This window comes from Methylobacterium sp. XJLW, assembly GCF_003254375.1.
Lineage (GTDB): Bacteria > Pseudomonadota > Alphaproteobacteria > Rhizobiales > Beijerinckiaceae > Methylobacterium > Methylobacterium fujisawaense.
The window spans coordinates 5,137,501-5,161,216 of sequence record NZ_CP016429.1 but is presented as its reverse complement, the minus strand read 5'-3'; the positions used below and the strand labels follow the sequence as shown (position 1 = coordinate 5,161,216).

Here is a 23,716-nt window from a genome sequence, read left to right as displayed (position 1 = left end):
TCGCATTCGGTCTCGGCCGGCCGCTTCCGACGCCGCAGGGCGCCGGAAGCGCGCGGATTGAGGCTGGCGGGCCGGGCGTCTTCTGCTACGTCCGCCGGATTGTCAGCCCACCGTGCGTGGGCACGGTGCCACGAGGAAACGATGCTGGGATCGAAGCGGGAATCGGGATGGTTGGGGCGGCTCGCCCTGGGAGCCCTGGCGGCCCTGGCCGGCGCCGGGCCGGTGCGGGCGCAGGAGACGGCAGCCCCGAAGGCGCTCCCGCCCCTCGTGTTCACCGGCATCCCCGATCAGGACGAGAGCCGCCTGGTCGAGCGCTTCGGCAAGGTCGCCGCCTATCTGGAGGCCAAGCTCGGCGTGCCGGTGCGCTACATCCCGGTGAAGAGCTACCCGGCGGCGGTCACCGCCTTCACCAACGGGCAGGTGCAGCTCGCGTGGTTCGGCGGCTTCACGGGCGTCCAGGCGCGCAAGGCCGTGCCGGGCGCCCAGGCGATCGCGCAGGGCGCCGAGGACGCGGCGTTCAAGACCTACCTCATCGCCAACGCCGCCACGGGGCTGAAGCCCGACAAGGCCTTCCCGAAGGACATCGCGGGCAAGACCTTCACGTTCGGCGCCCGCGCCTCGACCTCCGGGCGGCTGATGCCCGAGTATTTCATCCGGCAGGCCTTCCCGGGGCAGAGCCCCGAGCAGGTCTTTGCCCGGGTCGGCTTCTCGGGGGATCACAGCCGCACCATCCAGCTGGTCCAGTCCGGCGCCTTCGCGGTGGGCGCCGTCGACTACTCGGTCTGGGACCTCGACGCGAAGGCCGGCAAGGTCGACCGACAGGCGGTCTCGGTGATCTGGGAGAGCCCGGCCTTCCCCGACTACCAGTGGACCGTGCGGGGCGACGTGGAGCAGACCTACGGCGCCGGCTTCACCGAAAGGCTGCGGGGGGCGCTCGTCGGCATCACCGACCCGGCGATCCTGGAGCCGTTCGGGCGCTCGAAGTTCATCCCCGTGACCAACGCCGCCTACGAGCCCCTCGTCGCGGTCGGACGCTCCACCGGCCTGCTGGACTGACGTCCGTGGCGAGCGGCGCGCAAGCCCGGGCGGCCATCGTCCTCCGGAACGCCTCCGCATCCTATGGCGGGCGTCCGGTGCTTTCGGGCCTCGACCTGACCGTGCGGGCGGGGGAGCGCGTCGCGCTGATGGGCCGCTCCGGGGCGGGCAAGTCGACCCTGATCGGCCTGATCCACGCCCAGGCGCCCGAGCAGGTGGCGCTGGTGCCCCAGGCCGCCGCCCTCGTGCGGCCGCTCTCGGTGTTCCACAATGTCTATATGGGCCGCCTCGACCGGCGCTCGACCCTGCACAACCTGCGCACCCTGGTCCGGCCGGCCCGGGCGGACGTCGCCGCGGTGGAAGCGGTCCTCGACCGGGTCGGGCTCGCGGACCGGCTCTGGGCCCGGGCCGGCGAACTCTCCGGCGGCCAGCAGCAGCGCGTCTCCGTGGCCCGCGCCCTCTACAACGGCCGGCCGATCCTGGTCGGGGACGAGCCGGTCTCGGCGCTCGACCGCCAGCAGGGCGCGCGGATCCTCACCGAGCTGGCCCGCAGCCACGAGACCCTGATCCTGGCGCTGCACGACGTGGCCCTGGCCCTCGCCCAGACCGACCGGATCGTGGTGCTGGAGGCCGGCCGGATCGTCCTCGACGCCCCGTCGGCGGGCCTCGATCCGGCGCGGCTCAGCCCGTTCTACGCGGCCGCCTGATGCGCAGCCCCGCCTTCCTGCCGCGGCCCGGCTACGCGGCGGTGAGCCGCTGGTTCCTGGCCGCGGCGCTCGCCGGCCTGCTGGTGGCGGACCTGCAGGTCACGACGCTCCACCCCTTGGCCGACCTCGCCCGCCTCCTCGGCGGCCTGATCCGGCCCGATTTCCCCGCGGTGGAGGGCTGGAGCGTCGTCTACACCGTCGCCTTCGCGATGCTCGGCGTCGGGCTCGGCGCCGGGACGGGGCTGCTGCTGGCGATCCCCTTCGCCCGCTCGCGCACGGTCCGGCTCGCCTGCGCGGGCGTCCGCGCCGTCCACGAGCTGTTCTGGGCCCTGCTGCTGATGCAGGTCTTCGGGCTCTCGGCGACCACCGGCGTGCTCGCCATCGCGCTGCCCTATGCGGGGATCTGCGCCAAGGTCTATGCCGAGCTGATCGAGGAGGCCGACCTCGCGGCCGTCCGGGTCCTGCCCGCGGGCACCGGCGCGGTCTCGGCCTTCCTGTACGCCCGCCTGCCCGAGGTGGCCGGGCGGATGCGCGACTACACCCTCTATCGCCTGGAATGCGGCCTGCGCTCCAGCCTCGTGCTCGGCTTCATCGGACTGCCGACCATGGGCTTTGCCTTCGAATCCGCCTTCCGCCAGGGCCGCTATGCGGAAGCCGGGGCGCTGCTCCTGATCTTCTACGCGCTGATCGGCACGCGGCGGCTCTGGGTGCGGGCCCGGACGCTGCCTCTCCTCCTCGTCGGATCCGTGCTGGCGCTGCCGCCCACCGTCGGCAGCGCGGCGATCGGCCCGAGCCTCGCGCGCTTCCTCGGCCACGACATCGTGCCGGCGCCGCTCCGGGACGCCGCCCTCGCCGAGCCCGAGACCTGGGTCCGGCTCTGGTCGTGGCTGCGCCCGATCCTCGCCGGGCAGATCCTGCCCGGCACCGCGCAGACCCTGATCCTGGCGCAGATCGCGCTGGTGGCCACCGCCCTCGGGGCGCTGGTCCTGTTCCCGCTGACCGCGCGGCGCTTCGCCGGCCCGGTCGGGCGGCCCCTCGGGCGGGTGCTTCTGGTGGTGGTGCGCTCCACGCCGGAATACGTGCTCGCCTATCTCGGCCTGCAGCTCCTGGGCCCCTCGATGCTGCCGGCGATCCTGGCGCTTTCGCTGCACAATGCCGGGATCGTCGCCTACCTGATGGGCCGCCACGCCGACGCGATCCCCTACCGGGCCGACGCGCCCCGGGGCCTCGATCTCTACGCCTACGAGACCGTGCCGCGCCTCTACGGCCAGTTCCTGGCCTACCTGCTCTACCGCTGGGAGCTGATCCTGCGGGAGAGCGCGATCTTCGGCATCCTGGGGGTCACGACGCTGGGCTTCTACGTCGACGCGGCGATCTCAGAGCTGCGCCTCGACGTGGCCGTGGTGCTGATCGCCGCCACCGCCCTGGTGACGGTGGCGGTCGACGCCCTCTCCCGGGCCCTGCGCCGGTCCCTGCGGATCGACGCCCTGCCGACCCGGCTCTCCGGGCCGCAGCCGATCACCGGGGCGGAGCCGACCTGAGCGGGATCGGTGACGCCGGCCCGGACGGGGCGCCGGCCGGCGATCCGCGGCGCGAACCGAACCCGGGTCGCCCGGAGCCTGCGCCGGACCGGGACCGTGAAACCCGGGCGCCCCGCCTCACCACTTGTAGCTGATCTTCGCCAGCACCCGCCGGGCATCGCCGTAGAAGCAGGAATTCTGCGCCTGGCAGGAGGAGACGAAGCGCCGGTCGGCGAGGTTCGTGGCGTTCACCTGGAAGCGCCAGTTCTCGTAATCGTAGTGCACCTGCGCGTCGAACAGCACGTAGTCCGGCAGGCGCAGGGTGTTGCCGACGTCGGCGAAGGAGCGGCCGATGTAGCGCACGCCGCCGCCGAAGCCGAAGCCGCGCCAGTCGCCGGTCGGAATCGTGTAGTCGAAGAACAGGTTGGCGAGGTTTTCGGGGGTGTTGACCGGCACGCGCCCGAGCTGGTCGACGGTGCCCCGCACGGTGTTGATCCCGAAGACCGTGAAGGAGCCGACGACGTTGAGGCCGTCGAACAGGTTGGCCACCAGCTGCGCCTCGAAGCCGGTGGAGCGCACCGCGCCGAGCTGGCTCTGGAACAGCGTGTTCGCCGGATTCGGCGTCAGCACGTTGTTGCGGTGGATGTCGAAGCCCGCGAAGGTCAGGAAGTAGCCCTGGCCCGGCGGCTCGAACTTGACGCCGCCCTCGATCTGGTCGCCCGTCTCCGGCTTGAAGGTCTGGCTGTTGATGTCCGTGCCGATCAGCGGCTGGAACGAGGTCGAGTACATCACGTACGGCGCGAGGCCGAAGTCGAAGTTGTAGATCGCCGCCGCCCGGTAGGTGAAGGCGCTGTCGTTGCGGCCGTTGCTGTTGGCGGGGGTCAGGCGGTCGTAGACCCGGTTGTCGACGAAGTCCTGCCGGCCGCCGAGGATCAGGCTCAGCTCCGGCGTGAGCTTGATCTGGTCCTGGAAGTAGAGCCCGACCTGCTGGAACGAGTCGGCGTTGATCAGGTACGGCGAGGCGGAGACCGTCTGCGGACCGTAGACCGGCGCGAGGATGTTCAGGTTCGGGGCCGGGAAGCCCGAGGCCTGGTTGTCGTGGATCTGGAAGTTCCGGTACTCCACGCCCATCAGGAAGTCGTGCCGGAAGAAGCCGTCGGAGAACTGCGCCTCGGCCTGGGTGTCGACGTCGAGCTGGGCGACCTTGGCGTGGTCCCGGAACAGGTAGCGGGCGAGCTGCGTCTGCTGCGGATCGGCGTAGCCGAGCTGGCCGATATAGGAGTTCTGGTAGCTCTCCGCGAAGGCGTAGCGGGCGTTCTGGCGGACCGTCCAGGTCTCGTCAAAGGCGTGCTCGAACTCGTAGCCGATGAAGGCCTGGTCGCGCCGGAAGGTGTTGAAGCCGGCATCGCCGACGTTGAGCGCGCGCGGGATGCGCAGGCCCAGCGCGGTCGGCTTCACCGTCCCGTAATAGGGCAGGAAGTTCGAGGTCACGGCGGAGTTGTCGCGCTGGAAGCTCGACAGGATCGTGAGCCGGGTCGCGCCGTCCGGCTTATAGGTGAAGGCCGGGGCGATGTAGTAGCTGTCGTCCGGCGCCCCCTGGACCTGGGTGCCGCCGTTGCGGGCGTAGCCAGTCAGGCGGGTGAACCAGTGGCCCTCCCGATCCGCCGGGCCGCCGACGTCGAAGGCGGCGTAGCGCTGGTCGAAGGAGCCGCCGCCGACCTCGATGGAGCCGAACGGCGTCTCGGTCGGGCGCTTGGTGACCTGGTTGATCAGGCCGCCGGGATTGCCGGCGCCGAACAGCACCGCGGCGGGGCCGCGCAGCACCTCGACGCGCTCCAGCCCGTAGGTGTTGACCCGGTAATACGCGAATCCGTAGTTCAGGAGCTGCAGGCCGTCGCGGTAGAGGCCGTAATCGCTCGCCACGAAGCCGCGCAGCTGGAAATAGTCGAGGCGCGAATCCGCGCCGAAGGTGCCCGCATAGGTGCCGGCCACGTACTGGGTCGCCTGCTGCAGGGTCTGGGCGTTCTGCGTGTCGATCTGCTGACGGCCCACGACGGTGATCGATTGCGGGGTCTCGATCAGCGGGGTGTTGGTCTTGGTGGCGGTGGCCGAGCGCCGGGCCACGTAGCCGTCGATCGGGCCGGTCGGGCTCTCCACGGCGCGCGCGGGCGCCCCGGCGCGGACCGCGGAGGCCGGCCCGCCGCCGCCCTGGCTCTCCACGCTGAGCTCCTCGAGCTGCACGCTGCTGCCGGCCGGCGACGCGGCGGCACCGCGGCGCGGCCCCGCGTCCTGCGCGCGGGCCGGGCCCGGCGCGGCCTGCGCCAGGACGGCCAGGGAGGCGCCGGCGAGGAGGGTGCGCAGGGTGACGCGCCGGACGATGCCCGTGGCGCCGGGGAGGGGGTGGGCGGCTCTCATGATCTCTTGCCGGATGCGACGCTGCGGGCAGCCGGCCGCGTTCGCCGGATTCGCCCCCGACGTGTCGGCCGCGCTGTTTAGAATCGTGATAAACTACTGTAATACTTGATCTTTCCAGCCCCGGACTACGGGCAGCCGGGCGCGGCCGCAAGCAGCCTTCGCGCGGAAGACGAGGGCTGTTGCCATTTCAACACGTATCGGTGGTGCAGCGACCGGGCCCGCGGCCCGGCGGCCCGGGGCTACTTCACGCGGCCCGCGATCCAGCCGGCCAGGACGTCCGCCACGGCGTCGCTGTTCGTCTCCAGCATCATCATGTGGCCGTTGCCGTGGAGGCCCTGATCGGCCAGCCGGACCACGTCGGGCTTGGCGCCGGCCTGGGTCAGGAAGGCGATGGTGCACTCGTCGTAGGTGGCGTGGAACGAGGCCTCCGCGGTCACCACCACGGTCGGCACCTTCGCGAGGTTCGGCAGGGCCCGGACGGGCTCGCCCTGCAGCCAGCAGCGGATCCGCCCGTCGCCCCCCTTCGGATCGCCCCCCTTGGCGTCGGACCCTTTGGCCTGCTGCGCCACGATCAGGTCCTCGGGGGCCTTGACCGGGGGATCGAAGGTCAGCGGCATGCGGGTCAGGCCGTAGGCCCGGGCGCGCCCGTCCCCGGTCTTCTCCCAGAACTCCTTGCCGCCGCGGAACTGCACGTCGAAGAAGGGCGGGCCGTTCGGCTCGACGGCGACATGCGCCTTGACGAGGTCCGGCCGCGCATCCGAGGCGGCCCAGCCGAACAGGGCCGCCTGGCCGTGGGTGATCAGGATCGCCGGACCGATCTTCTCCAGCAGGGCCAGCAGGGCGGGATCGACCAGCTCCTCGGTCTGCTGGCTGTTGGCGAGGAAGGGGACTTGGCTGGCGAAGAACTGATCGAAGGCGGCGTTGCCCGGCACGCCCGCCCCGCCCGGCCAGCGGGTGTGGAGCTTGGCCTGCGGGTACAGGTCGTAGACCTCCGGGGCCGTGTGGGTGCGCTCCAGGCTCCGGGTGCCGAGCCGGTCGTAGGGGCCGTAGACCTCCGGGTTGGTGCCCGAGCGCCCGCGCCCGACCTGGTCGACCACGTAGACCGGGTAGCCCTTCTCGACGAAGCGCTGCACCCAGCCCGGGCGGCCATCCGCGGTGGCGAGGTAGTTCACGCCGGTCTGGGCGAGGCCGTGGACCATCACCACCGGGTAGGCTTGCGTGATCCGGGCCGGGCTGCGCGACTGCACGAACATCTGGCCGACCATCACGGTCTTGTCGCCGAGCTTCTGGTAGCGGCCGCCGATGTAGAAATAGCCGGCGCGCGTCACCGGCTCGGACGGTCCCGCCGGGGCGGAGGCGGGCGCCACGCTCTGGGGGGCGGCGGCCTGCGCCGGCGGCTGGGCCGGGACAGGGCCCTGGGCCCGGGCCGGCCCCGCCGCCAACCCGGCGGCCAACCCGGCAGACAGGCTCAGCCCCTGAACGGCGAGCAGCGCCGCGCGGGCGCCGTTCGCGATGCCGTTGCCGGCCATGCCGTCTCTCCCGGATGCGCGCCACTCCGCGCGGGCGCTTATTGCGGGAAACGCAACGTTCGGCCAGCCGGGAAAGCTGCACCATCCCGCCCGCGATGTCCGCAGCGGGGTCGGGCGAAGCGTCACGGCAACCGGATCGCGGCCGAGCCCGGCCCCCGGCGCATGCCAGGCGCGCCCGCGGCGGTGCTGGCGCGGCGCGGGTGGCACGCCCACCTTGGGATCGCATCGGCGCCGCTACGCGCGCCCCTCGCCCGGATCACCCGCGGCGGGGCAAAGCCAAGGACTCCAGCCGTGGATCCCGCAACCGCCAAGACCCTGGTTTCCGCCGCCCTGGTCGCCGCCATCAGCCTGTTCAGCCTGGTGTCGCTCCAGGCCTTCGTCGCTCAGATCCTCGCGGACCTCCGCGACGCCGGGTCCGCCCCCAGGGCGGTGCCGGTCCCGGTCCGCGTCGACCGCCGGATTCCGCCGCAGGCCTGATCGGTCCGAGCGGGCGGCGTCAGCCCCGTCCGCCGGGATCTTCTGACGGATGCCGGTCAGGTCCCCTCCTGCCGGGCCCGCTCGCGCAGGATGAACTTCTGCACCTTGCCGGTGGAGGTCTTGGGCAATTCGCCGAACACCACGTGGCGGGGGAGCTTGTAGGAGGCCAGCCGCCCCCGGCACCATTGGATCAGCTCGTCGGCACTGGGGGATGCGCCGGGCTTCAGCTCCACGAAGGCGCAGGGGGTCTCGCCCCATCTCGCATCGGGCTTGGCCACCACCGCCGCGGCGGCCACCGCCGGGTGCTTGAACAGGGCGTCCTCAACCTCGATCGACGAGATGTTCTCGCCCCCCGAGATGATGATGTCCTTCGAGCGGTCCTTGAGCTGCACGTAGCCGTCCGGGTGCTTCACCCCGAGGTCGCCGGTGCGGAACCAGCCGCCCTTGAAGGCGGCCTGCGTGGCGGCGGGATTCTTGAGGTAGCCGCGCATCACCACGTTGCCGCGCATCATCACCTCGCCGATCGTGGCCCCGTCGGCGGGCACCGGCTCCATCGTCTCAGGGTCGCGGACGTCGAGGGCCTCGAGCACCGGATAGCGGACGCCCTGGCGCGCCTTCTTGGCCGCCCGCTGGTCGGCCGCGAGGGCGTCCCAGTCGCCGTGCCAGGCATTCACAACCGCCGGCCCGTAGCTCTCGGTCAGGCCGTACAGGTGGGTCACGTCGAACCCGGCCTCCGACATGCCGGCGAGCACCGCCTCCGGCGGCGGCGCGGCGGCGGTGAAGAACGCGACGCGCTTGTGCAGGTCGCGGCGCTCGGCATCGGAGGCGTTGATCAGCATCTGCATCACGATCGGCGCCCCGCAGAGATGCGTGACCCCGTGCTCGTCCATCAGCCGGTACATGGCCTCCGCCCGGACCTGGCGCAGGCAGACATGGGTGCCGGCCACCACCGACAGGGTCCAGGGGAAGCACCAGCCGTTGCAGTGGAACATCGGCAGGGTCCAGAGATAGACCGGGTGCTGGCCGAGCCCGCCCGTGATGACGTTGCCGAGCGCCAGCAGCGCCGCCCCCCGGTGGTGGTAGACCACGCCCTTCGGGTCGCCCGTGGTGCCCGACGTGTAGTTCAGGGCGATCGCGTCCCACTCGTCGTCCGGGAGACGCCAGTCGTGCTCCGGGTTGCCGCCGGCCAGAAACGATTCGTAGTCGGTCTCGCCGAGGCGGGCGCCGGGGCCATCGTATTCGGGATCGTCCACGTCGATCACGAACGGCTTGGTCTCCAGCCCCTCCAGCGCCGCGGCGGCCGTGCGGGAAAATTCGCGGTCGGTGATCAGCACCGCGGCCTCGCCGTGTTCCAGGCAGAAGCGGATCGCGCCGGCGTCGAGGCGGGTGTTGAGGGTGTTGAGCACCGCCCCGGTCATCGGCACGCCGTAGTGGCACTCGATCATCTCGGGGGTGTTGGCCAGCAGCGCCGCCACGGTGTCGCCCCGGCCGATCCCGCGCGCCGCCAGCGCCGAGGCGAGGCGGCGCGCCCGGGCGTAGAGGTCCCGGTAGGAGCGCCGCAGGGGGCCATGGACCACCGCCACGTGCTCGGGAAACACCCGCGCGGCCCGGTCCAGGTAGAGCAGGGGGGTCAGCGGCTGGTGGTTGGCCGGGACGCGGTCGAGGTCGCGGTCGTAAATCGTGTCGCGGGCCATCCCCGTCCTCCCGGCAAAATGTTGCCGGGACCGTAGCTTGCCGGGACGGGCGCGATCAATCGGGCGGGCGCGGGCATCCTCAGTGGCGGGGCTCGTCCTCGGGCTCGGGCAGGAAGCGGGCGAGTTCGAAGCCGATCTCGATCATCAGGTGCTCGATCCGGTCGGTGAGGGTCGGCCGGTGCAGGGCGCGGGCGAGGTCGCGCAGGGCGATGATGTGCTCGGCCATCCGGTTCACCACCCGCTCGCTCTGCACGAGATTGGCGGCCTGCTCCTCGGTGCGGTCGATGGCGATGCCGCGCCCCCGGGTCGCCCCGCCGGCGGGGTCCCGCTCGATCCGGCCGCGCATCAGCAGCGTGCGGATCCCGGTGCGCGTGTCGCGGGTGCGGAACTCCGCCTCGACCGGACCGCCGGTCTCGGCCATCGCGTGCAGGTAGCTCTCGATCCGGATGCGGTCCTCGGGATGGGTGTGATCGAGGAACACCTCGAGGGACACCCCGCCGGCGGCGGCCTCGGGGTCGAGGCCGAGCAGATCCGCGAAGGTGGCCGAGAGCGCCAGCTGCCCCGCCCAGTAATCGTGGGCCCAGGTGCCCACGACGCCGGAGGCTTCCAGAACGGCTTGCGGGATCGGGGCTTCGGCCGCGCCAGTCCGCGCCGGGGCGACACCCGCTTTTAAACTTGAGGTTTTCACCCCCATCGGACTCCTCGTCTCACCCGCACTCACGCTACGGTATCCGAGCGCCGCTGGAAAGGCTGTTAACTCTCTATATGCTAAGAATCTTAACCTGAAGTTTAGATGGATAGCCTGTGGCCGCATTGGGCCGGGATCTTCGGAACGACGCGCCGTCTTAACGGGTCGTTAACCATGTCGGCCGCAACCTGCCTTGGGACATCCTTGGGTCACAGGATCGCGGCACGCCGCAAATTCCATACCTGAGGTTGATCCAGACGGCGCAGCGACCGGCGGTCGCGGGCGCCCGAACGGATTCACGGGGCCTTCTGGAGGACGCCCAGGATGAAAGCGATCACCTTCGTCACGCAGAAGGGCGGCAGCGGCAAGAGCACGCTGTGCATCTCCCTGGCGGTGGCCGCCCGGGAAGCCGGCCACACGGTCTGCATCCTGGAGATGGACCGGCAGGCCACGATCTCCGACTGGCTCGACCACCGCACCGCCGACGGCCCCGAGGTGGCGCAGATCGACGCCACCCAGATCGACGCCGTGATGGAGCGCCTGCGCGAATCCGCCTACGATTACGTGTTCATCGACACGCCGGGGGTCGATTCCACCGGCACGCTGTCGGCGATCCGCGCGGCGGACCTGTGCATCATCCCGTGCCGGCCGACCCCCGCGGACCTGCGGGCGTTCAAGCCGACCCTGGCCGCCGTCTACCGGCTGGAGAAGAAGTTCGCCTTCGTGCTGAACCAGACCCCGCCGCGCTCCTACCGGGTCCGCGACGCCGCGGACGGGCTGGCGGTGCTCGGCATCCTGCCCGACGTGAACATCGTCGCCCGCACCGACCACCAGGACGCGATCGGCCTCGGGCAGGGCGTCACCGAATTCAACCCGAAGGGCCAGGCCGCCGGGGAGGTCCGCCGCCTCTGGTCCTGGATCGAGCGCCGCACGCAGCCCCTGAGGACGGGTCAGCATGTCCAAGCCGCCTAAGCTCAGCCTCGCGGCGATCGTGGCCTCGGCGAGCCCGCAGGTGAAGCCCCTCGCCCGATCCGCGCCGGCGGTCCGGCCGCAGGGCGCCGAGATCGTGTCGTTGACCCTCGCGCCTCCGGTGCCGAAGCCCGCGGCCACGCTCAAGCAGCGGGCCCGCCAGATGTCGGTCTATCTGGAGCCGCCGGTCTACGACCAGCTGCGCGACCTCGCCTACGCCGAGAGGACCAAGATGCACGCCCTGATTCTGGAGGGCCTCGACCTGCTGTTCAAGCAGCGCGGCGCCCAGTCGATCGCGCAGCTGACCGACGCGCAGTCCCGCTGAGGGCAGGCGGCTCCGCCTCCCTCCCCCGCGGCGGGGAGGGAGATGCCCTCCGGGAGCGCCTTTTCCCTTCTCGAACAGCCTTTTATGCGTCGATCCTGAGATCACGCACGAACCGCCCGGCACCGTCGGGCGCAGCGCCTGAACCCCGACCTCCGGCAACGTTCAGGCTTCCTTTACGCGATCCCTACAATTCTGGGTGGACCCGGCCGCGGGCCTCTTGGCGCGTCCGGATCCGGTCCGGTTCGGGCCCCGGCCACGCGTAGAGTTTGGTGACCCCCACGATGGTGCGCACGACGCTTCCCCGGCCGGCGCGCCTCGCCCTGCGGCTCATGGCCGTCTCGGGCGTGGCCCTGGCCACCGCCAACTGCGCCACCTCGCCCCAGCAGAAGCTCGCCGCCGGGAACGGTATCGACCCGAAATACGGGGTCAAGGCGAGCCCGCGCCTCTACAACGAGGGCGACGTGATCCCGAAGGGCGGCGGCCGCCGCTACACCGGCAAGCCCTACGTGGTCGCCGGCCAGACCTACGTGCCGAAGGAGAATCCGAACGGCTACGTGCGCGAGGGGCTCGCCTCCTGGTACGGCTCGGCCTTCCACGGCCGCATGACCGCCAACGGCGAGGTGTTCGACCGCCACTCGATCGCCGCCGCCCACCCCACCCTGCCGCTGCCGAGCTACGCCCGGGTGACGAACCTCGACAACGGCTACTCGATGGTGGTGCGCGTCAACGACCGCGGCCCCTACCATGCCGGGCGCGTCATGGACGTGTCGGAGGAGGCGGCCGACGCCCTGGGCTTCCACCGCAAGGGCACCGCGCATGTGCGCGTCGAATATGTCGGCAAGGCCTCGGTGGCCGGCAGCGACGACCGCAAGCTGCTCGCCAGCCTGCGCACCGACGGCCGGCCGGCCGGCCGCTCGACCGTGATGATGGCCGATCTCGGCCCGACCGAGGACACGGAGCGCTACACGCGCTCCGCCCCGGCGCCGCTGGCCTTCCGTCCCGCCCAGGATTCCGCGTCGGAGCCCGCCGAGACCCCGGCCGCGCGGCCCGAGAGGACGGCACCGGTGCGCGCGCCGATCATGCTGGCCTCCGCCGCCGTGACGGTCCCGGCGGCCGTGCAGCCCACCGCCCCGCGGGTGCGGGAGTTCCGGCCCGCCCCCGTCCAGACCGCCGCCGCCAAGGGTGGCGGCGTCGGGGCCGGCAACCTGAAGGTCGCGGGTCTCAACCCGGCCCTCGCCCAGGGAGCGCCCCAGGCGCCTGGGCATGCCGCTGCCGGGAAAATCGCCTCGAAACCCGGCTCGGCCGCCCGTCCGGCGCTCGCCGAGGTCCACGGCCGGGGGGCTCCGGCGCCCGGCCCGACGAAGCTCGCCAAGGGCCCCTCCGCGCCGCCCTCCGCGCCGCTGCCGGCTTCGGCCAAGCTCGCCATGGCACGCCTCGCCGCCGTGCCGGCCAAGCCCGCGGCGGCCGCGCCGTCCAAGGCGGCGCCTGCCAAGTCCGCAGCGCCTGCCAAGTCCGCGGCGCCCGGCAAGGCGTCACCGAGCAGGATCGCCGCCCCTGCCGGCGCCCATCACGCCCGCCTGGCCGGGATCTACTGACGCCGCCCGCGGCGTCGGCCATCGGGGCCTCGGCCGGATCCCGGCCGGGTCTCGGCCGCCGATGCGGCATTTCGCGTTCGATCCGGCGCCGAAACCGTAATATGGTCACGCTTGTTATTGGGATACGGCCGGGATGCTTCCGGGCCGGCGGCAGGCGTGGGACGGAACGGTGATGCGCAGACCCCTTCTCACCCTCCTCGCGGCCGCCTGCGCCCTGGGCGCCGGCCTCGCCGCCGCCGCCGCACAGAGCTTCCAGACCGCGGCCCCGCACGCGATCCTGATCGACGCCGATTCCGGCTCGGTCCTGTTCGAGAAGGCCGCCGACGAGCGGTTCTCGCCGGCCAGCATGGCCAAGCTGATGACCACCGACATCGTGTTCGAGGCGCTGAAATCCGGCCGCCTCTCCATGGACACGGAGTTCACCGTCACCGAGGACGCGTGGAAGCGCGGCGGCGCCGGCGGGGGCGGCTCGTCGATGTTCGCGCAGGTCAACAGCCGCATCAAGATGGCGGACCTGCTGCGCGGCCTGATCGTGCAGTCGGGCAACGACGCGGCGATCACCATCGCGGAGAACATGGCCGGGTCCGAGGAGGCCTTCGCGGGGCTGATGAACCAGCGCGCCAAGGAGATCGGGCTGACGAACTCGACCTTCCGCAACGCCACCGGCTACGCGGCGCCCGACCAGAAGGTCACGGCCCGGGACATGGCCAAGCTCGCGCTGCACATCATCGACACCTACCCGGATTACTACAAGATCTTCTCCGAGAAGGAGTTCACCTGGAACAAGATCCGCCAGCAGAACCGCAACCCGCTGCTCGCCCTCGACATCGGCGCGGACGGGCTCAAGACCGGCTACCTGGAGGAATCGGGCTACGCGCTCACGGGCTCGGCGGTGCAGAACGGCCAGCGGCTCGTTCTGGTGGTCTCGGGGCTGAAGAGCGCCCGGGACCGCGCCTCCGAGTCGCGCAAGCTGATGGAATGGGGCTTCCGCGCCTTCGAGCCCCGGCAGGTCTTCACGCCGGGCGAGACCGTGGCCGAAGCCTCCGTGTATGGCGGCCAGTCGGGCTCGGTGCCGCTGGTGGCGAAGAAGCCCGTGCGGGTCCTGCTGCCGCGCGGCTCCAGCGACCGGGTCAGCGCCAAGGTGATCTATACCGGGCCCCTCGTCGCCCCCGTGGAGGAGGGCCGGCGAGTCGGCGTCCTGCGCATCCAGCGCGGCGATACGGTCGCCCTCGACCAGCCCCTCTACGCCGGCGCCTCGGTGGAGCCCGGCACGCTGTCGCAGCGGGCGATGGATGCGGCGCTGGAATTCGGCACCGGCCTCGTCCGCAAGGCCCTCGACCGGGCCGGCAAGGGCGGCGACAAGGGTGGCGACAAGGGGACGGACAAGGGTGCTGCCGGGGCGGCCAACCCCTCGTGACGGCGCGCGCGTGACCGTGCTGCGGCTCCGGGATCCCGCGGAGGCGGGCGGCGCCTTCCTCACCTTCGAGGGGGGGGAGGGGGCCGGCAAGTCGACCCAGATCGCCCGCCTCGCCGCGACCCTGCGCGCGCAATCGGGCCGGGCCGTCTGCGTGACGCGCGAGCCCGGCGGCTCGCCGCGGGCGGAGGAGATCCGCACGGCCCTGCTCGACGGCGTCGCCAAGCCCTACGGCCCCTTCGCGGAAGCCCTGCTGTTCAGCGCCGCCCGGATCGACCACCTCGACCGCTTGATCCGTCCGGCCCTGCGCCGGGGCGAGATCGTGCTGTGCGACCGCTTCATCGACTCGACCCGGGCCTATCAGGGCGCCGCAGGCGGCCTCGATCCCGGGATCCTGGACGCCCTGGAGCGGGTCGTCGTCGGCCCGACCCGGCCCGACCTCACCCTGATCCTCGACCTCGCCCCCGAGGCGGGCCTCGCCCGCGCGGCCGGGCGCGGCGCCGGGACGGGGCAGGGGGCCGACCGGTTCGAGGCCGAGGCCCTCGACTTCCACATCCGGCTGCGGGAGGCCTTCCTGGCGATCGCCCGGGCCGAGCCGGAGCGCTGCGCGGTGATCGACGCGTCCCGCGATCCCGACGCGGTCGAGGCGGCGATCCGGGCCGTCGTCGCGTCCCGGCTGCCCGAGCTTCTGCCCGACCGGCCGAAGGGGACGGGCAGAAGCGGCGATGCGGTGTGAGCGGCGGCGCTCCGCGGCCGGTTTGCGGCGTGCCCCGTTCGGGCTATCGTCCGGGCTATCGTCCGGATGGAAACCGCCGCTCCCTGGCGCTGACCCGTCAAGGTCGAGCCGGCGCACGATCACGGGGTGCAGGGCGCGTCGGCGGTGGAACCTCCGCTCGCCCTGTTCCGCGCGCGAGAATGCCGGAGAGGCCCATTCTCGGCACGCAGGCTCGGCACGCAGGGCCGCGCGCGACCGGCGCGGGGTGGGTCGGTGAGGCCCGGGCGAGGCCGGTGCGACCGGCCCAGGGGCGTTCCGAGGGGCGCTCTCGGGGGCGCTGGGCACCGCCCGTGGGCTTCCGGAAGCGCAGCGGTGCCGGAACCGCCAGAGGAGCGAAGGCTCGCATGAAACCCGTGGACCGCGCCGCCGACGACGTCGAGCCCGGAGACCTGTCGGGCATCCCGCGCCCGCGCGAGACCCTCGGGCTCGTCGGCCACGGGGCGGCGGCCGACGCCTTCGCGGCCGCGATCGCGGCGGGCCGCCTGCACCATGCCTGGCTGATCGGCGGCGCCCCCGGCATCGGCAAGGCGACGCTGGCCTACCGGGTCGCGCGCCGCCTGCTCGCCCATCCCGCGGGCGGCGGGCCGGCGGGCCTCGACGTGCCGGCGGACGATGCCGTCATCGGCAAGGTGGCGGGCCTGTCGCACCCGAATCTGGTGGTCCTGCGCCGCCACCGGACCGCCGGCACCAAGACGCTGCCGACCAAGATCTCGGTCGACATGGTGCGCCGGGCCCTTGACCTCTTCGCCTCGACGGCCACGGATTCCGGCTGGCGGGTCTGCATCCTCGACAGCGCCGAGGATCTCAACGCCAACGCCGCCAACGCCCTGCTCAAGGTCCTGGAGGAGCCCCCGCCCCGGGCGCTGTTCCTGATCCTGTCCCACCAGCCCGGCCGGCTGCTCCCGACCATCCGCTCCCGTTGCCGGGTCCTGATGCTGCGCCCGCTGTCCCCCGCGGCGGTCGCCCAGGTGGTGCGCGGCCTGCCCGAGCCCTTCCCGCAACCCGACGAGGCCGCCCTGGCCCGGGCGCTGGCCCAGTGCGAGGGCTCGGTCGCCCGGGCGCTGGCGATGCTCGATCCGGTCACCGCCGGCCTCGTGGCCGAGATCGAGACCCTGCTGGCGCGGGCGCGCACGCCCGATTGGGGCCGGGTGCTCAAGCTGGCCGAGACCCTGGCGGGCCGCGACGCGGAGGCGCGGTTCGAGGCCGCCCAGGACGCGGTGCTGCGCTTCGTCTCGGCTGAGATCGACCGGCGCCGGGACGAGCCCCCCGCCCGCCTCGCCGCCCTGGTGGAGGTCGCCGACCGGTTCGGCCGCGCCGCCCGGGAGGCGGCGATCTACAACCTCGACCGGCGCCCGGTGATGCTGTCCCTGTTCGGCGACCTCGCCGAGGTGGCGTAGGGCCGGACGCGGCGGTGCCGCGGGCGATGGGCGCCGTGAGAGGCCGCTGCGTGAGGCCGCCGCGTGAGGCCGCCGCATCCCGTCGTCCCGGGGCCGCCCGGCGGGGCCTGGGATCCAGACACGCCGAGGCGGCACGGCCTCGCACGGACGGTGTTCCCGGGTCGCCCGGCTCCGGCGTACCCCTCCGGGTCCGGGTTCGTCTGCGGCACCCCGGAATGACCGCGCGGATCGATGGGCGCAGGGCATCACCGCCCGGACGCGCCGCCCGCACCTTGACAATGTTCCTATTTTGTGCTTCCTGACCGCACCTGTCCGCGGCGGCCCGGGAGCGATCCCGGGGCGTCCTTCGGGGCCCGCCCGGTGGCTGACCGGGCGGGTCCGGGGCGGGGCGGCGCCCGCGTCGGTGGCTTTCAGCCGCCATCGCCCGGGCGGCGGACCGGTGCGGGGCGTGTCTCGGAAGCGGGCGTGAGACCGGGCGGCAGTTTGCCCGGCGGGGTCGAGGAAATGCCCCGCGCCGACCCGCCTCTGGGCCGACCCTGAGCGACCTGCGGACCCGCCCACTACGAGGCGGGGGGCGGCTGGAAGGCCACGGCGCTGATGCGGGTTCCGGAGGTGCGGGCACGGCGTGCCTGGGCTTCGCCCGAGACCGCGAACAGGGAGTCGCAGGACCGGGGCGCTGGAGACGCCGCGACGAGAAAGACGGCACCGGCCGGGGCAGGCGCCCGGTCGATGCCGCGGGGCGCCGCGGGGATCGGATCCCGCGCGACTTTGGCCGACACCTGGGTTCCCGCGGCGTCCCGCGTCCCTCGTGTTCGCTCCCGGGCCATGCCCCCGGCGCCACCGGCGCGCGGGGACTATGACGCATGTCCGGAGACGGTCGACGACGGCCGCCTCCCGGACCGGCCGCCGTCGCGGCAGCGCCGGTCTTGCCGGCCGCGACGGTTGCGTCCCGGCTCCGGTCGCGCGACAACGCGGGCAGCTTCCCGCGCTCATCCGGAACACCACAGACGTGACGTCCAACGCCCCGGCGCCCCTGAAAAAAACCTTCGGCCTCTCGACCGCGATCTCCTACCCCAACGGCGCGCCCCATATCGGCCATGCCTACGAGGTGATCGCCGCCGACGCCATCGCGCGCTTCCACCGGCTCGACGGCTACGACGTGCTGTTCTCCACCGGGACCGACGAGCACGGGCTGAAGATCCAGCAGGCCGCGACCCGGGCCGGCACCACCCCGCGCGCGTATGTCGACGGCACCGCCGCCCGGTTCCAGGCGATGGCCGACCGGCTGGACTGCGCCTACGACCGCTTCATCCGCACCACCGAGCCCGGCCATTCCGCCGCCGCCCAGGAGATCTGGCGGCGGATGGAGGCCAACGGCGACATCTACCTCGACAAATATGCCGGCTGGTACTCGGTCCGCGACGAGGCCTATTACGACGAGGCCGAGACCCGGCTCCTGGAGGACGGCAGCCGCCGCAGCCTCGCCACCGACACGCCGGTCGTGTGGATGGAGGAGGAGAATTTCCTGTTCCGGCTCTCCGCCTATCAGGACCGGCTGCTGCAGCTCTACGCGGACCAGCCCGACTTCATCGGGCCGGACACCCGCCGGAACGAGGTGGCGAGCTTCGTGCGCTCCGGCCTCAAGGACCTCTCGGTCAGCCGCACCAATTTCGACTGGGGCGTGCCGGTGCCCGGCCATCCGAGCCACGTCATGTACGTGTGGGTCGATGCGCTCACCAATTATCTCACCGTCACCGGCTTCCCCGACGAGTCCGATCCGCGAAAAAAATTCTGGCCGATGGATCTGCACATCATCGGCAAGGACATCGTCCGGTTCCACGCGGTCTACTGGCCGGCCTTCCTGATGTCGGCCGGGCTGCCCCTGCCCAAGCGCGTCTTCGGCCACGGCTTCCTGCTCTCCAAGGGCGAGAAGATGTCGAAGTCGCTGGGCAACGTCCTCGACCCGTTCGAGCTTGCCGACACCTACGGCGTCGACCCGGTGCGCTACTTCGTGCTGCGCGAGGTGCCGTTCGGCGGCGACGGCAGCTACAGCCACGAGGCGATCATCGGCCGGATCAACGCCGATCTCGCCAACGACCTCGGCAACCTCGCCCAGCGCTCGCTCTCGATGGTGGCCAAGAACTGTGACGGTGCGGTGCCGGATCCGGGCAGCCTGGACGAGGCCGACCGCGCCCTGCTCGCCCAGGTCGATGCCCTGCCGGAGCGCGCCCGCACCCTGATGGGCGACCTCGCGCTGCACAGCATCCTCGCCGAGATCTGGGCCGTGGTGGCGGAGGCGAACCGCTACTTCGCCGCCCAGGAGCCCTGGCGCCTGCGCAAGTCCGACCCGGCGCGGATGAACGCCGTGCTCTACACGACGCTGGAGGCGTTGCGCGTCTTCGGCATCCTGACCCAGCCCTTCGTGCCGGGGGCGGCCGCCAAGCTCCTCGACCTGCTGGCGGTGCCGGCCGACCGGCGCAGCCTCGCCGCCGTGGGGGAGGGGGGCCGGCTCGTGCCGGGCACGGCGCTCGCCGCCCCCGCGCCGATCTTCCCGCGCTTCGAGCGCCCCGAGACCCCGTCCGCCTGACGAATCTTGCCGCCCGACGGCCCCGAGACCCGATGCTCATTGACAGCCACTGCCATCTCGACTTCCCGGATTTCGCCGCCGACCTGCCCGGGGTCATCGCCCGGGCGAAGGCCGCGGGCGTCACCGGCATGCTCACCATCGCCACCCGGGTCGCCAAGGCCGACACCTACCGGGCGATCGCCGAGGCTCATCCGGAGGTCTGGTACACGATCGGCACCCATCCCCACGGGGCCGCCGATGAGCCGGACGTCGCCGCCGGGGCGATCGCGGAGATCGCCGCGGCCAGCCCGCGCTGCGTCGGGATCGGCGAGGCCGGGCTCGATTACCACTACGCCGACGCCGCCCCCGAGGCGGTGCAGGAGCGGGTGCTGCGCGCCCATATCGAGGCGGCGCGCCTGTCCGGCCTGCCGCTGGTGATCCACGCCCGCGACGCCGACGACCACATGGAGCGGGTGCTCTCCGACGAGATGGGCCACAAACCCTTCCGGGCGGTGCTGCACTGCTTCTCCTCGGGGAAGCGGCTGGCGGAGGCCGGGGTGGAGCTGGGGCTGTTCGTGTCCTTCTCGGGCATCGTCACCTTCCGGCGCTCGCACGATCTGCGCGACATCGCCCGGAGCGTGCCCCTGGATCGGATCCTGGTGGAGACCGACGCGCCGTTCCTCGCCCCCGAGCCCCATCGCGGGCGGACCAACGAGCCGGCCTACACGGCCGACACGGCCCGGTCCCTCGCCGAGACGCTCGGGCTGCCGGCCGAGGACCTCGCCCGGATCACCACAGCGAACTTTTTCAGCCTGTTCGACAAGGCGGCCGGCGCAACGCCCCGCAGCGGCGCGTGACCGAAGCGGGCGGGAGCGGGAGATCCGGATGGCGCGCCTGACCCTGCGGATCCTCGGCTGCGGCTCCTCCGGCGGGGTGCCGCGGGTCGGCACCGGCTGGGGTGCCTGCGATCCGGAGGAGCCACGCAACCGCCGGAGGCGCTGCTCGATCCTGGTCGAGCGGGCATCCGGGGCCGGGCGGACCACGCTTCTGGTCGACACCTCCCCCGATCTGCGCGAGCAGCTCCTGGATTCCGGCATCCGGCGTCTGGACGGGGTGCTCTACACCCACGCCCATGCCGACCACACCCACGGAATCGACGACCTGCGCCCGCTGGTGATCGCCATGCGGGCACGGATCCCGGTCTACGCGGACGCCCTGACCCGGTCGCTGCTCACGACCCGGTTCGGCTATTGCTTCGAGACGCCCCCCGGAAGCGCTTACCCGCCGATCCTCGACCTGCGCGACCTCGACGCCGACCGCGACCTGACCCTGGAGGGGGAGGGGGGCCCGATCACCGTGGCATCGCTCCCGGTGGAGCACGGCAACGAGGCCGCCCTCGGCTTCCGCTTCGGCAATGCGGCCTACATGCCCGACGTGAGCCTGATCCCGGACGCGACCCTGGCCCGGCTCCACGGTCTCGACCTGCTGATCATCGATGCCCTGCGGGACACCCCGCACCCGACCCATTTCTCGGTCTCGGACGCGCTGGCCCTGATCGAAGCGGTCCGGCCCCGCCAGGCGGTGCTCACCAACCTCCACACCGACCTCGACTACGGCACCCTGGCGGCGCGCCTGCCCATGGGTATCGCGCCCGCCTATGACGGGATGAGCCTGACCCTCGACGTCTGAGGACGGCGGGCAGGGGGAAGGCAGGAGCGAATCGCCCGTCACACGCCTGTCGTCGCCGGAGTCCAAGAAAATCGACTTCCCTGCGAAGAAGGCTGTTGACGGCCCGGAACGGTGGGCCTATACCCCGGCTCATCGGCGCCGGCCGCGGAAGTGGACCGGGCGCTGAGGCATCTTCTGACAAGCGGCGGGATTGGCCGGCGGGTTTAGCCGGGCGGCCTTCTGTTTTCTGCGAGATGCCGGCTCTGCGGAGGGCCGCTACGGCGGTTTCGAGGCGGGGTTGACAGGAAGATCGGCGGGCTCTAGACGCCCTCCACCGCTGAGGCGGACCACTGAACAGTCGGTCCGGTATCACGGTTCCTCCAGTCGAGCAAGGGTCCCTCGGGCGTCAGCCCGGACGGTCTGTTGCCGGCGCGGGCTTCGGGTGACCGGAGCCGCTCTTTGACAAGTTGGAATTGAGGAAGGGAGACGCGGGCGGCGTTTGTCCTTGCGGCCAGGCCTTAGGGTCTGGCGTGAGAGACTTGTGCCGATCTGTTGTTCTTCTTTCTGAGCTCACCGACGGGTGTTTGGCGCTGTGAAGCGTTGGATGCTTGGTCGATGTGAGGCTCCGTCTGAGAATATACGTGATCGGCCAGATCAATCTCTTCAACGTGAGAGTTTGATCCTGGCTCAGAGCGAACGCTGGCGGCAGGCTTAACACATGCAAGTCGAGCGGACCTTTCGGGTCAGCGGCGGACGGGTGAGTAACGCGTGGGAACGTGCCTTCCGGTTCGGAATAACCCTGGGAAACTAGGGCTAATACCGGATACGCCCTTATGGGGAAAGGTTTACTGCCGGAAGATCGGCCCGCGTCTGATTAGCTAGTTGGTGGGTAACGGCCTACCAAGGCGACGATCAGTAGCTGGTCTGAGAGGATGATCAGCCACACTGGGACTGAGACACGGCCCAGACTCCTACGGGAGGCAGCAGTGGGGAATATTGGACAATGGGCGCAAGCCTGATCCAGCCATGCCGCGTGAGTGATGAAGGCCTTAGGGTTGTAAAGCTCTTTTATCCGGGACGATAATGACGGTACCGGAGGAATAAGCCCCGGCTAACTTCGTGCCAGCAGCCGCGGTAATACGAAGGGGCTAGCGTTGCTCGGAATCACTGGGCGTAAAGGGCGCGTAGGCGGCGTTTTAAGTCGGGGGTGAAAGCCTGTGGCTCAACCACAGAATGGCCTTCGATACTGGGACGCTTGAGTATGGTAGAGGTTGGTGGAACTGCGAGTGTAGAGGTGAAATTCGTAGATATTCGCAAGAACACCGGTGGCGAAGGCGGCCAACTGGACCATTACTGACGCTGAGGCGCGAAAGCGTGGGGAGCAAACAGGATTAGATACCCTGGTAGTCCACGCCGTAAACGATGAATGCCAGCTGTTGGGGTGCTTGCACCGCAGTAGCGCAGCTAACGCTTTGAGCATTCCGCCTGGGAGTACGGTCGCAAGATTAAAACTCAAAGGAATTGACGGGGCCCGCACAAGCGGTGGAGCATGTGGTTTAATTCGAAGCAACGCGCAGAACCTTACCATCCTTTGACATGGCGTGTTACCCAGAGAGATTTGGGGTCCACTTCGGTGGCGCGCACACAGGTGCTGCATGGCTGTCGTCAGCTCGTGTCGTGAGATGTTGGGTTAAGTCCCGCAACGAGCGCAACCCACGTCCTTAGTTGCCATCATTCAGTTGGGCACTCTAGGGAGACTGCCGGTGATAAGCCGCGAGGAAGGTGTGGATGACGTCAAGTCCTCATGGCCCTTACGGGATGGGCTACACACGTGCTACAATGGCGGTGACAGTGGGACGCGAAGGAGCGATCTGGAGCAAATCCCCAAAAGCCGTCTCAGTTCGGATTGCACTCTGCAACTCGAGTGCATGAAGGCGGAATCGCTAGTAATCGTGGATCAGCATGCCACGGTGAATACGTTCCCGGGCCTTGTACACACCGCCCGTCACACCATGGGAGTTGGTCTTACCCGACGGCGCTGCGCCAACCGCAAGGAGGCAGGCGACCACGGTAGGGTCAGCGACTGGGGTGAAGTCGTAACAAGGTAGCCGTAGGGGAACCTGCGGCTGGATCACCTCCTTTCTAAGGATGCTGACAGCAGGATGACCGGTTCTCCGGTCCGCTCCTCGGACGGCGTCATTAGGATATCAGGGCTCAGTCAGAGCCCATTGGCGGGACAGATGCCGCCCTCGTTTCTCTTCCTCACCAGATAGCGCGATCGCTCAAGCGATCCGACTGCGGCTGATGCTGCGGTTTGGTCTCGCGACAGCTTGATCGTACTGGGCCTGTAGCTCAGGTGGTTAGAGCGCACCCCTGATAAGGGTGAGGTCGGACGTTCGAGTCGTCCCAGGCCCACCATGGACGGGACGTTCGACCTGCTGGCATGCCCCTTGGGGACATAGCTCAGTTGGGAGAGCGCGTGCTTTGCAAGCATGAGGTCGTCGGTTCGATCCCGTCTGTCTCCACCATCTTTTTGGACTTGGCGTCGTGCAAACGGCCGCCGCCCGAAGGTGTGTGTCGAGGCCGCTATCTGGAGACTGCGTTTGCCGCGGCAATGATCAGCGAGGACCGACAGGTTCGGTTGATGCTGCCGTGTGCGAAAACAATCAGTGACATCGTGAAGAGGGAATGTGGCCGTCAGGCGCGCGAAAGCGTCTGCCCGGCGGTCATGTTCGGCAAGCATACGGTGATCGGGTCGGAAACGATCTGATCACTGGTCTTTTTGTGACCGTGTCGCGCTGATCGGCCAGCCTTACGGCTGTCGGATCAGCGACGGACATCGATCACGAGAGCGATCAAGTGCCTTAAGAGCATTCGGTGGATGCCTTGGCGCTGAGAGGCGATGAAGGACGTGGTACGCTGCGATAAGCCTTGGGGAGCTG

At 70.8% G+C, this 23,716-nt stretch carries 18 protein-coding genes, 2 tRNA genes and 2 rRNA genes (1 of these 22 cut by a window edge); 17 read left to right on the top strand and 5 right to left on the bottom strand.

Annotated features, from left to right (window positions below; translation table 11 throughout):
- Positions 1 to 141: 141 nt before the first annotated feature.
- From A3862_RS23810 to A3862_RS23800, 3 genes are read left to right on the top strand one after another with little or no spacing between them, the layout of a single operon-like run.
- On the top strand, positions 142 to 1,056 hold the full coding sequence (locus A3862_RS23810) for a putative selenate ABC transporter substrate-binding protein (RefSeq protein WP_111474031.1): 915 nt from the start codon (positions 142 to 144) through the stop codon (positions 1,054 to 1,056).
- A 5-nt stretch (positions 1,057 to 1,061) separates the two neighbouring features.
- Positions 1,062 to 1,742 carry an ATP-binding cassette domain-containing protein gene (locus tag A3862_RS23805; protein WP_052083591.1) on the top strand — a complete coding sequence of 227 codons (681 nt, stop codon included), beginning with the start codon at positions 1,062 to 1,064 and terminating at the stop codon, positions 1,740 to 1,742.
- Positions 1,742 to 3,283, top strand: a complete 1,542-nt coding sequence (locus tag A3862_RS23800; RefSeq protein ID WP_051976368.1) for a PhnE/PtxC family ABC transporter permease — start codon at positions 1,742 to 1,744, stop codon at positions 3,281 to 3,283. Before A3862_RS23805 ends, A3862_RS23800 begins: the two co-directional genes overlap by 1 nt.
- A gap of 117 nt (positions 3,284 to 3,400) precedes the next feature.
- Here the strand turns inward: A3862_RS23800 and A3862_RS23795 are convergent, their stop codons facing one another.
- Both A3862_RS23795 and A3862_RS23790 read right to left on the bottom strand, forming a co-directional pair.
- Positions 3,401 to 5,677, bottom strand: coding sequence for a TonB-dependent siderophore receptor (locus A3862_RS23795; RefSeq protein WP_043354535.1), 2,277 nt, complete (start codon positions 5,675 to 5,677; stop codon positions 3,401 to 3,403).
- Positions 5,678 to 5,916: 239 nt separating this feature from the next.
- Positions 5,917 to 7,206 (bottom strand): alpha/beta hydrolase, encoded by a 1,290-nt coding sequence (locus A3862_RS23790; protein ID WP_053609827.1) that lies wholly within the window; start codon positions 7,204 to 7,206, stop codon positions 5,917 to 5,919.
- Between the two features lie 291 nt (positions 7,207 to 7,497).
- Here A3862_RS23790 and A3862_RS23785 point away from each other — a divergent pair, with 291 nt between their 5' ends.
- A complete protein-coding gene (locus A3862_RS23785) occupies positions 7,498 to 7,683 on the top strand; it encodes a hypothetical protein (protein ID WP_043354537.1) in 186 nt (61 codons plus the stop codon).
- Between the two features lie 56 nt (positions 7,684 to 7,739).
- Here A3862_RS23785 and A3862_RS23780 read toward each other — a convergent pair whose 3' ends face one another.
- Both A3862_RS23780 and A3862_RS23775 read right to left on the bottom strand, forming a co-directional pair.
- Positions 7,740 to 9,377 carry an acyl-CoA synthetase gene (locus A3862_RS23780; protein WP_043756672.1) on the bottom strand — a complete coding sequence of 546 codons (1,638 nt, stop codon included), beginning with the start codon at positions 9,375 to 9,377 and terminating at the stop codon, positions 7,740 to 7,742.
- A gap of 79 nt (positions 9,378 to 9,456) precedes the next feature.
- On the bottom strand, positions 9,457 to 10,071 hold the full coding sequence (locus A3862_RS23775; RefSeq protein WP_051044948.1) for a PAS domain-containing protein: 615 nt from the start codon (positions 10,069 to 10,071) through the stop codon (positions 9,457 to 9,459).
- Positions 10,072 to 10,389: 318 nt separating this feature from the next.
- Here A3862_RS23775 and A3862_RS23770 point away from each other — a divergent pair, with 318 nt between their 5' ends.
- The 6 genes from A3862_RS23770 (at position 10,390) to A3862_RS23745 (ending at position 16,540) form a co-directional block, all read left to right on the top strand.
- Complete coding sequence (locus A3862_RS23770) at positions 10,390 to 11,037, top strand: ParA family protein (RefSeq protein WP_043354541.1); 648 nt, start codon at positions 10,390 to 10,392, stop codon at positions 11,035 to 11,037.
- Entirely contained in the window at positions 11,021 to 11,359 is a 339-nt protein-coding gene (locus A3862_RS23765) for a ribbon-helix-helix domain-containing protein (RefSeq protein WP_043354543.1), read from the top strand. The genes A3862_RS23770 and A3862_RS23765 overlap by 17 nt, the downstream gene beginning before the upstream one ends.
- A 281-nt stretch (positions 11,360 to 11,640) precedes the next feature.
- Positions 11,641 to 12,954, top strand: a complete 1,314-nt coding sequence (locus A3862_RS23760; RefSeq protein WP_111474384.1) for a septal ring lytic transglycosylase RlpA family protein — start codon at positions 11,641 to 11,643, stop codon at positions 12,952 to 12,954.
- A 172-nt stretch (positions 12,955 to 13,126) separates the two neighbouring features.
- A complete protein-coding gene (locus A3862_RS23755; RefSeq protein WP_043354561.1) occupies positions 13,127 to 14,371 on the top strand; it encodes a D-alanyl-D-alanine carboxypeptidase family protein in 1,245 nt (414 codons plus the stop codon).
- 10 nt (positions 14,372 to 14,381) lie between these two features.
- Positions 14,382 to 15,104 carry a dTMP kinase gene (gene tmk / locus A3862_RS23750; RefSeq protein ID WP_100794081.1) on the top strand — a complete coding sequence of 241 codons (723 nt, stop codon included), beginning with the start codon at positions 14,382 to 14,384 and terminating at the stop codon, positions 15,102 to 15,104.
- Positions 15,105 to 15,487: 383 nt separating this feature from the next.
- The gene (locus A3862_RS23745; RefSeq protein WP_043756674.1) at positions 15,488 to 16,540 is read left to right on the top strand and encodes a DNA polymerase III subunit delta'; all 1,053 of its coding nucleotides are present in this window, start codon (positions 15,488 to 15,490) and stop codon (positions 16,538 to 16,540) included.
- A gap of 560 nt (positions 16,541 to 17,100) precedes the next feature.
- Here A3862_RS23745 and A3862_RS31655 read toward each other — a convergent pair.
- The gene (locus A3862_RS31655) at positions 17,101 to 17,319 is read right to left on the bottom strand and encodes a hypothetical protein (RefSeq protein WP_043756676.1); all 219 of its coding nucleotides are present in this window, start codon (positions 17,317 to 17,319) and stop codon (positions 17,101 to 17,103) included.
- 230 nt (positions 17,320 to 17,549) lie between these two features.
- Between A3862_RS31655 and metG the strand changes: the two genes are divergently transcribed.
- The 7 genes from metG to A3862_RS23705 form a co-directional block, all read left to right on the top strand.
- Complete coding sequence (gene metG / locus A3862_RS23735) at positions 17,550 to 19,127, top strand: methionine--tRNA ligase (protein WP_043354549.1); 1,578 nt, start codon at positions 17,550 to 17,552, stop codon at positions 19,125 to 19,127.
- 32 nt (positions 19,128 to 19,159) lie between these two features.
- On the top strand, positions 19,160 to 19,963 hold the full coding sequence (locus A3862_RS23730) for a TatD family hydrolase (protein ID WP_043756678.1): 804 nt from the start codon (positions 19,160 to 19,162) through the stop codon (positions 19,961 to 19,963).
- A 28-nt stretch (positions 19,964 to 19,991) separates the two neighbouring features.
- Positions 19,992 to 20,795 carry an MBL fold metallo-hydrolase gene (locus A3862_RS23725; RefSeq protein ID WP_043354553.1) on the top strand — a complete coding sequence of 268 codons (804 nt, stop codon included), beginning with the start codon at positions 19,992 to 19,994 and terminating at the stop codon, positions 20,793 to 20,795.
- A 643-nt stretch (positions 20,796 to 21,438) separates the two neighbouring features.
- Positions 21,439 to 22,916, top strand: a 16S ribosomal RNA gene (locus tag A3862_RS23720).
- Between the two features lie 199 nt (positions 22,917 to 23,115).
- Positions 23,116 to 23,192 (top strand) — tRNA-Ile (locus tag A3862_RS23715).
- Between the two features lie 34 nt (positions 23,193 to 23,226).
- Positions 23,227 to 23,302 (top strand) — tRNA-Ala (locus A3862_RS23710).
- Between the two features lie 325 nt (positions 23,303 to 23,627).
- A 23S ribosomal RNA gene (locus A3862_RS23705) occupies positions 23,628 to 23,716 on the top strand (it continues 2,713 nt past the right edge of the window).
- Together the 16S and 23S rRNA genes with 2 tRNA genes alongside form the textbook arrangement of a ribosomal RNA operon.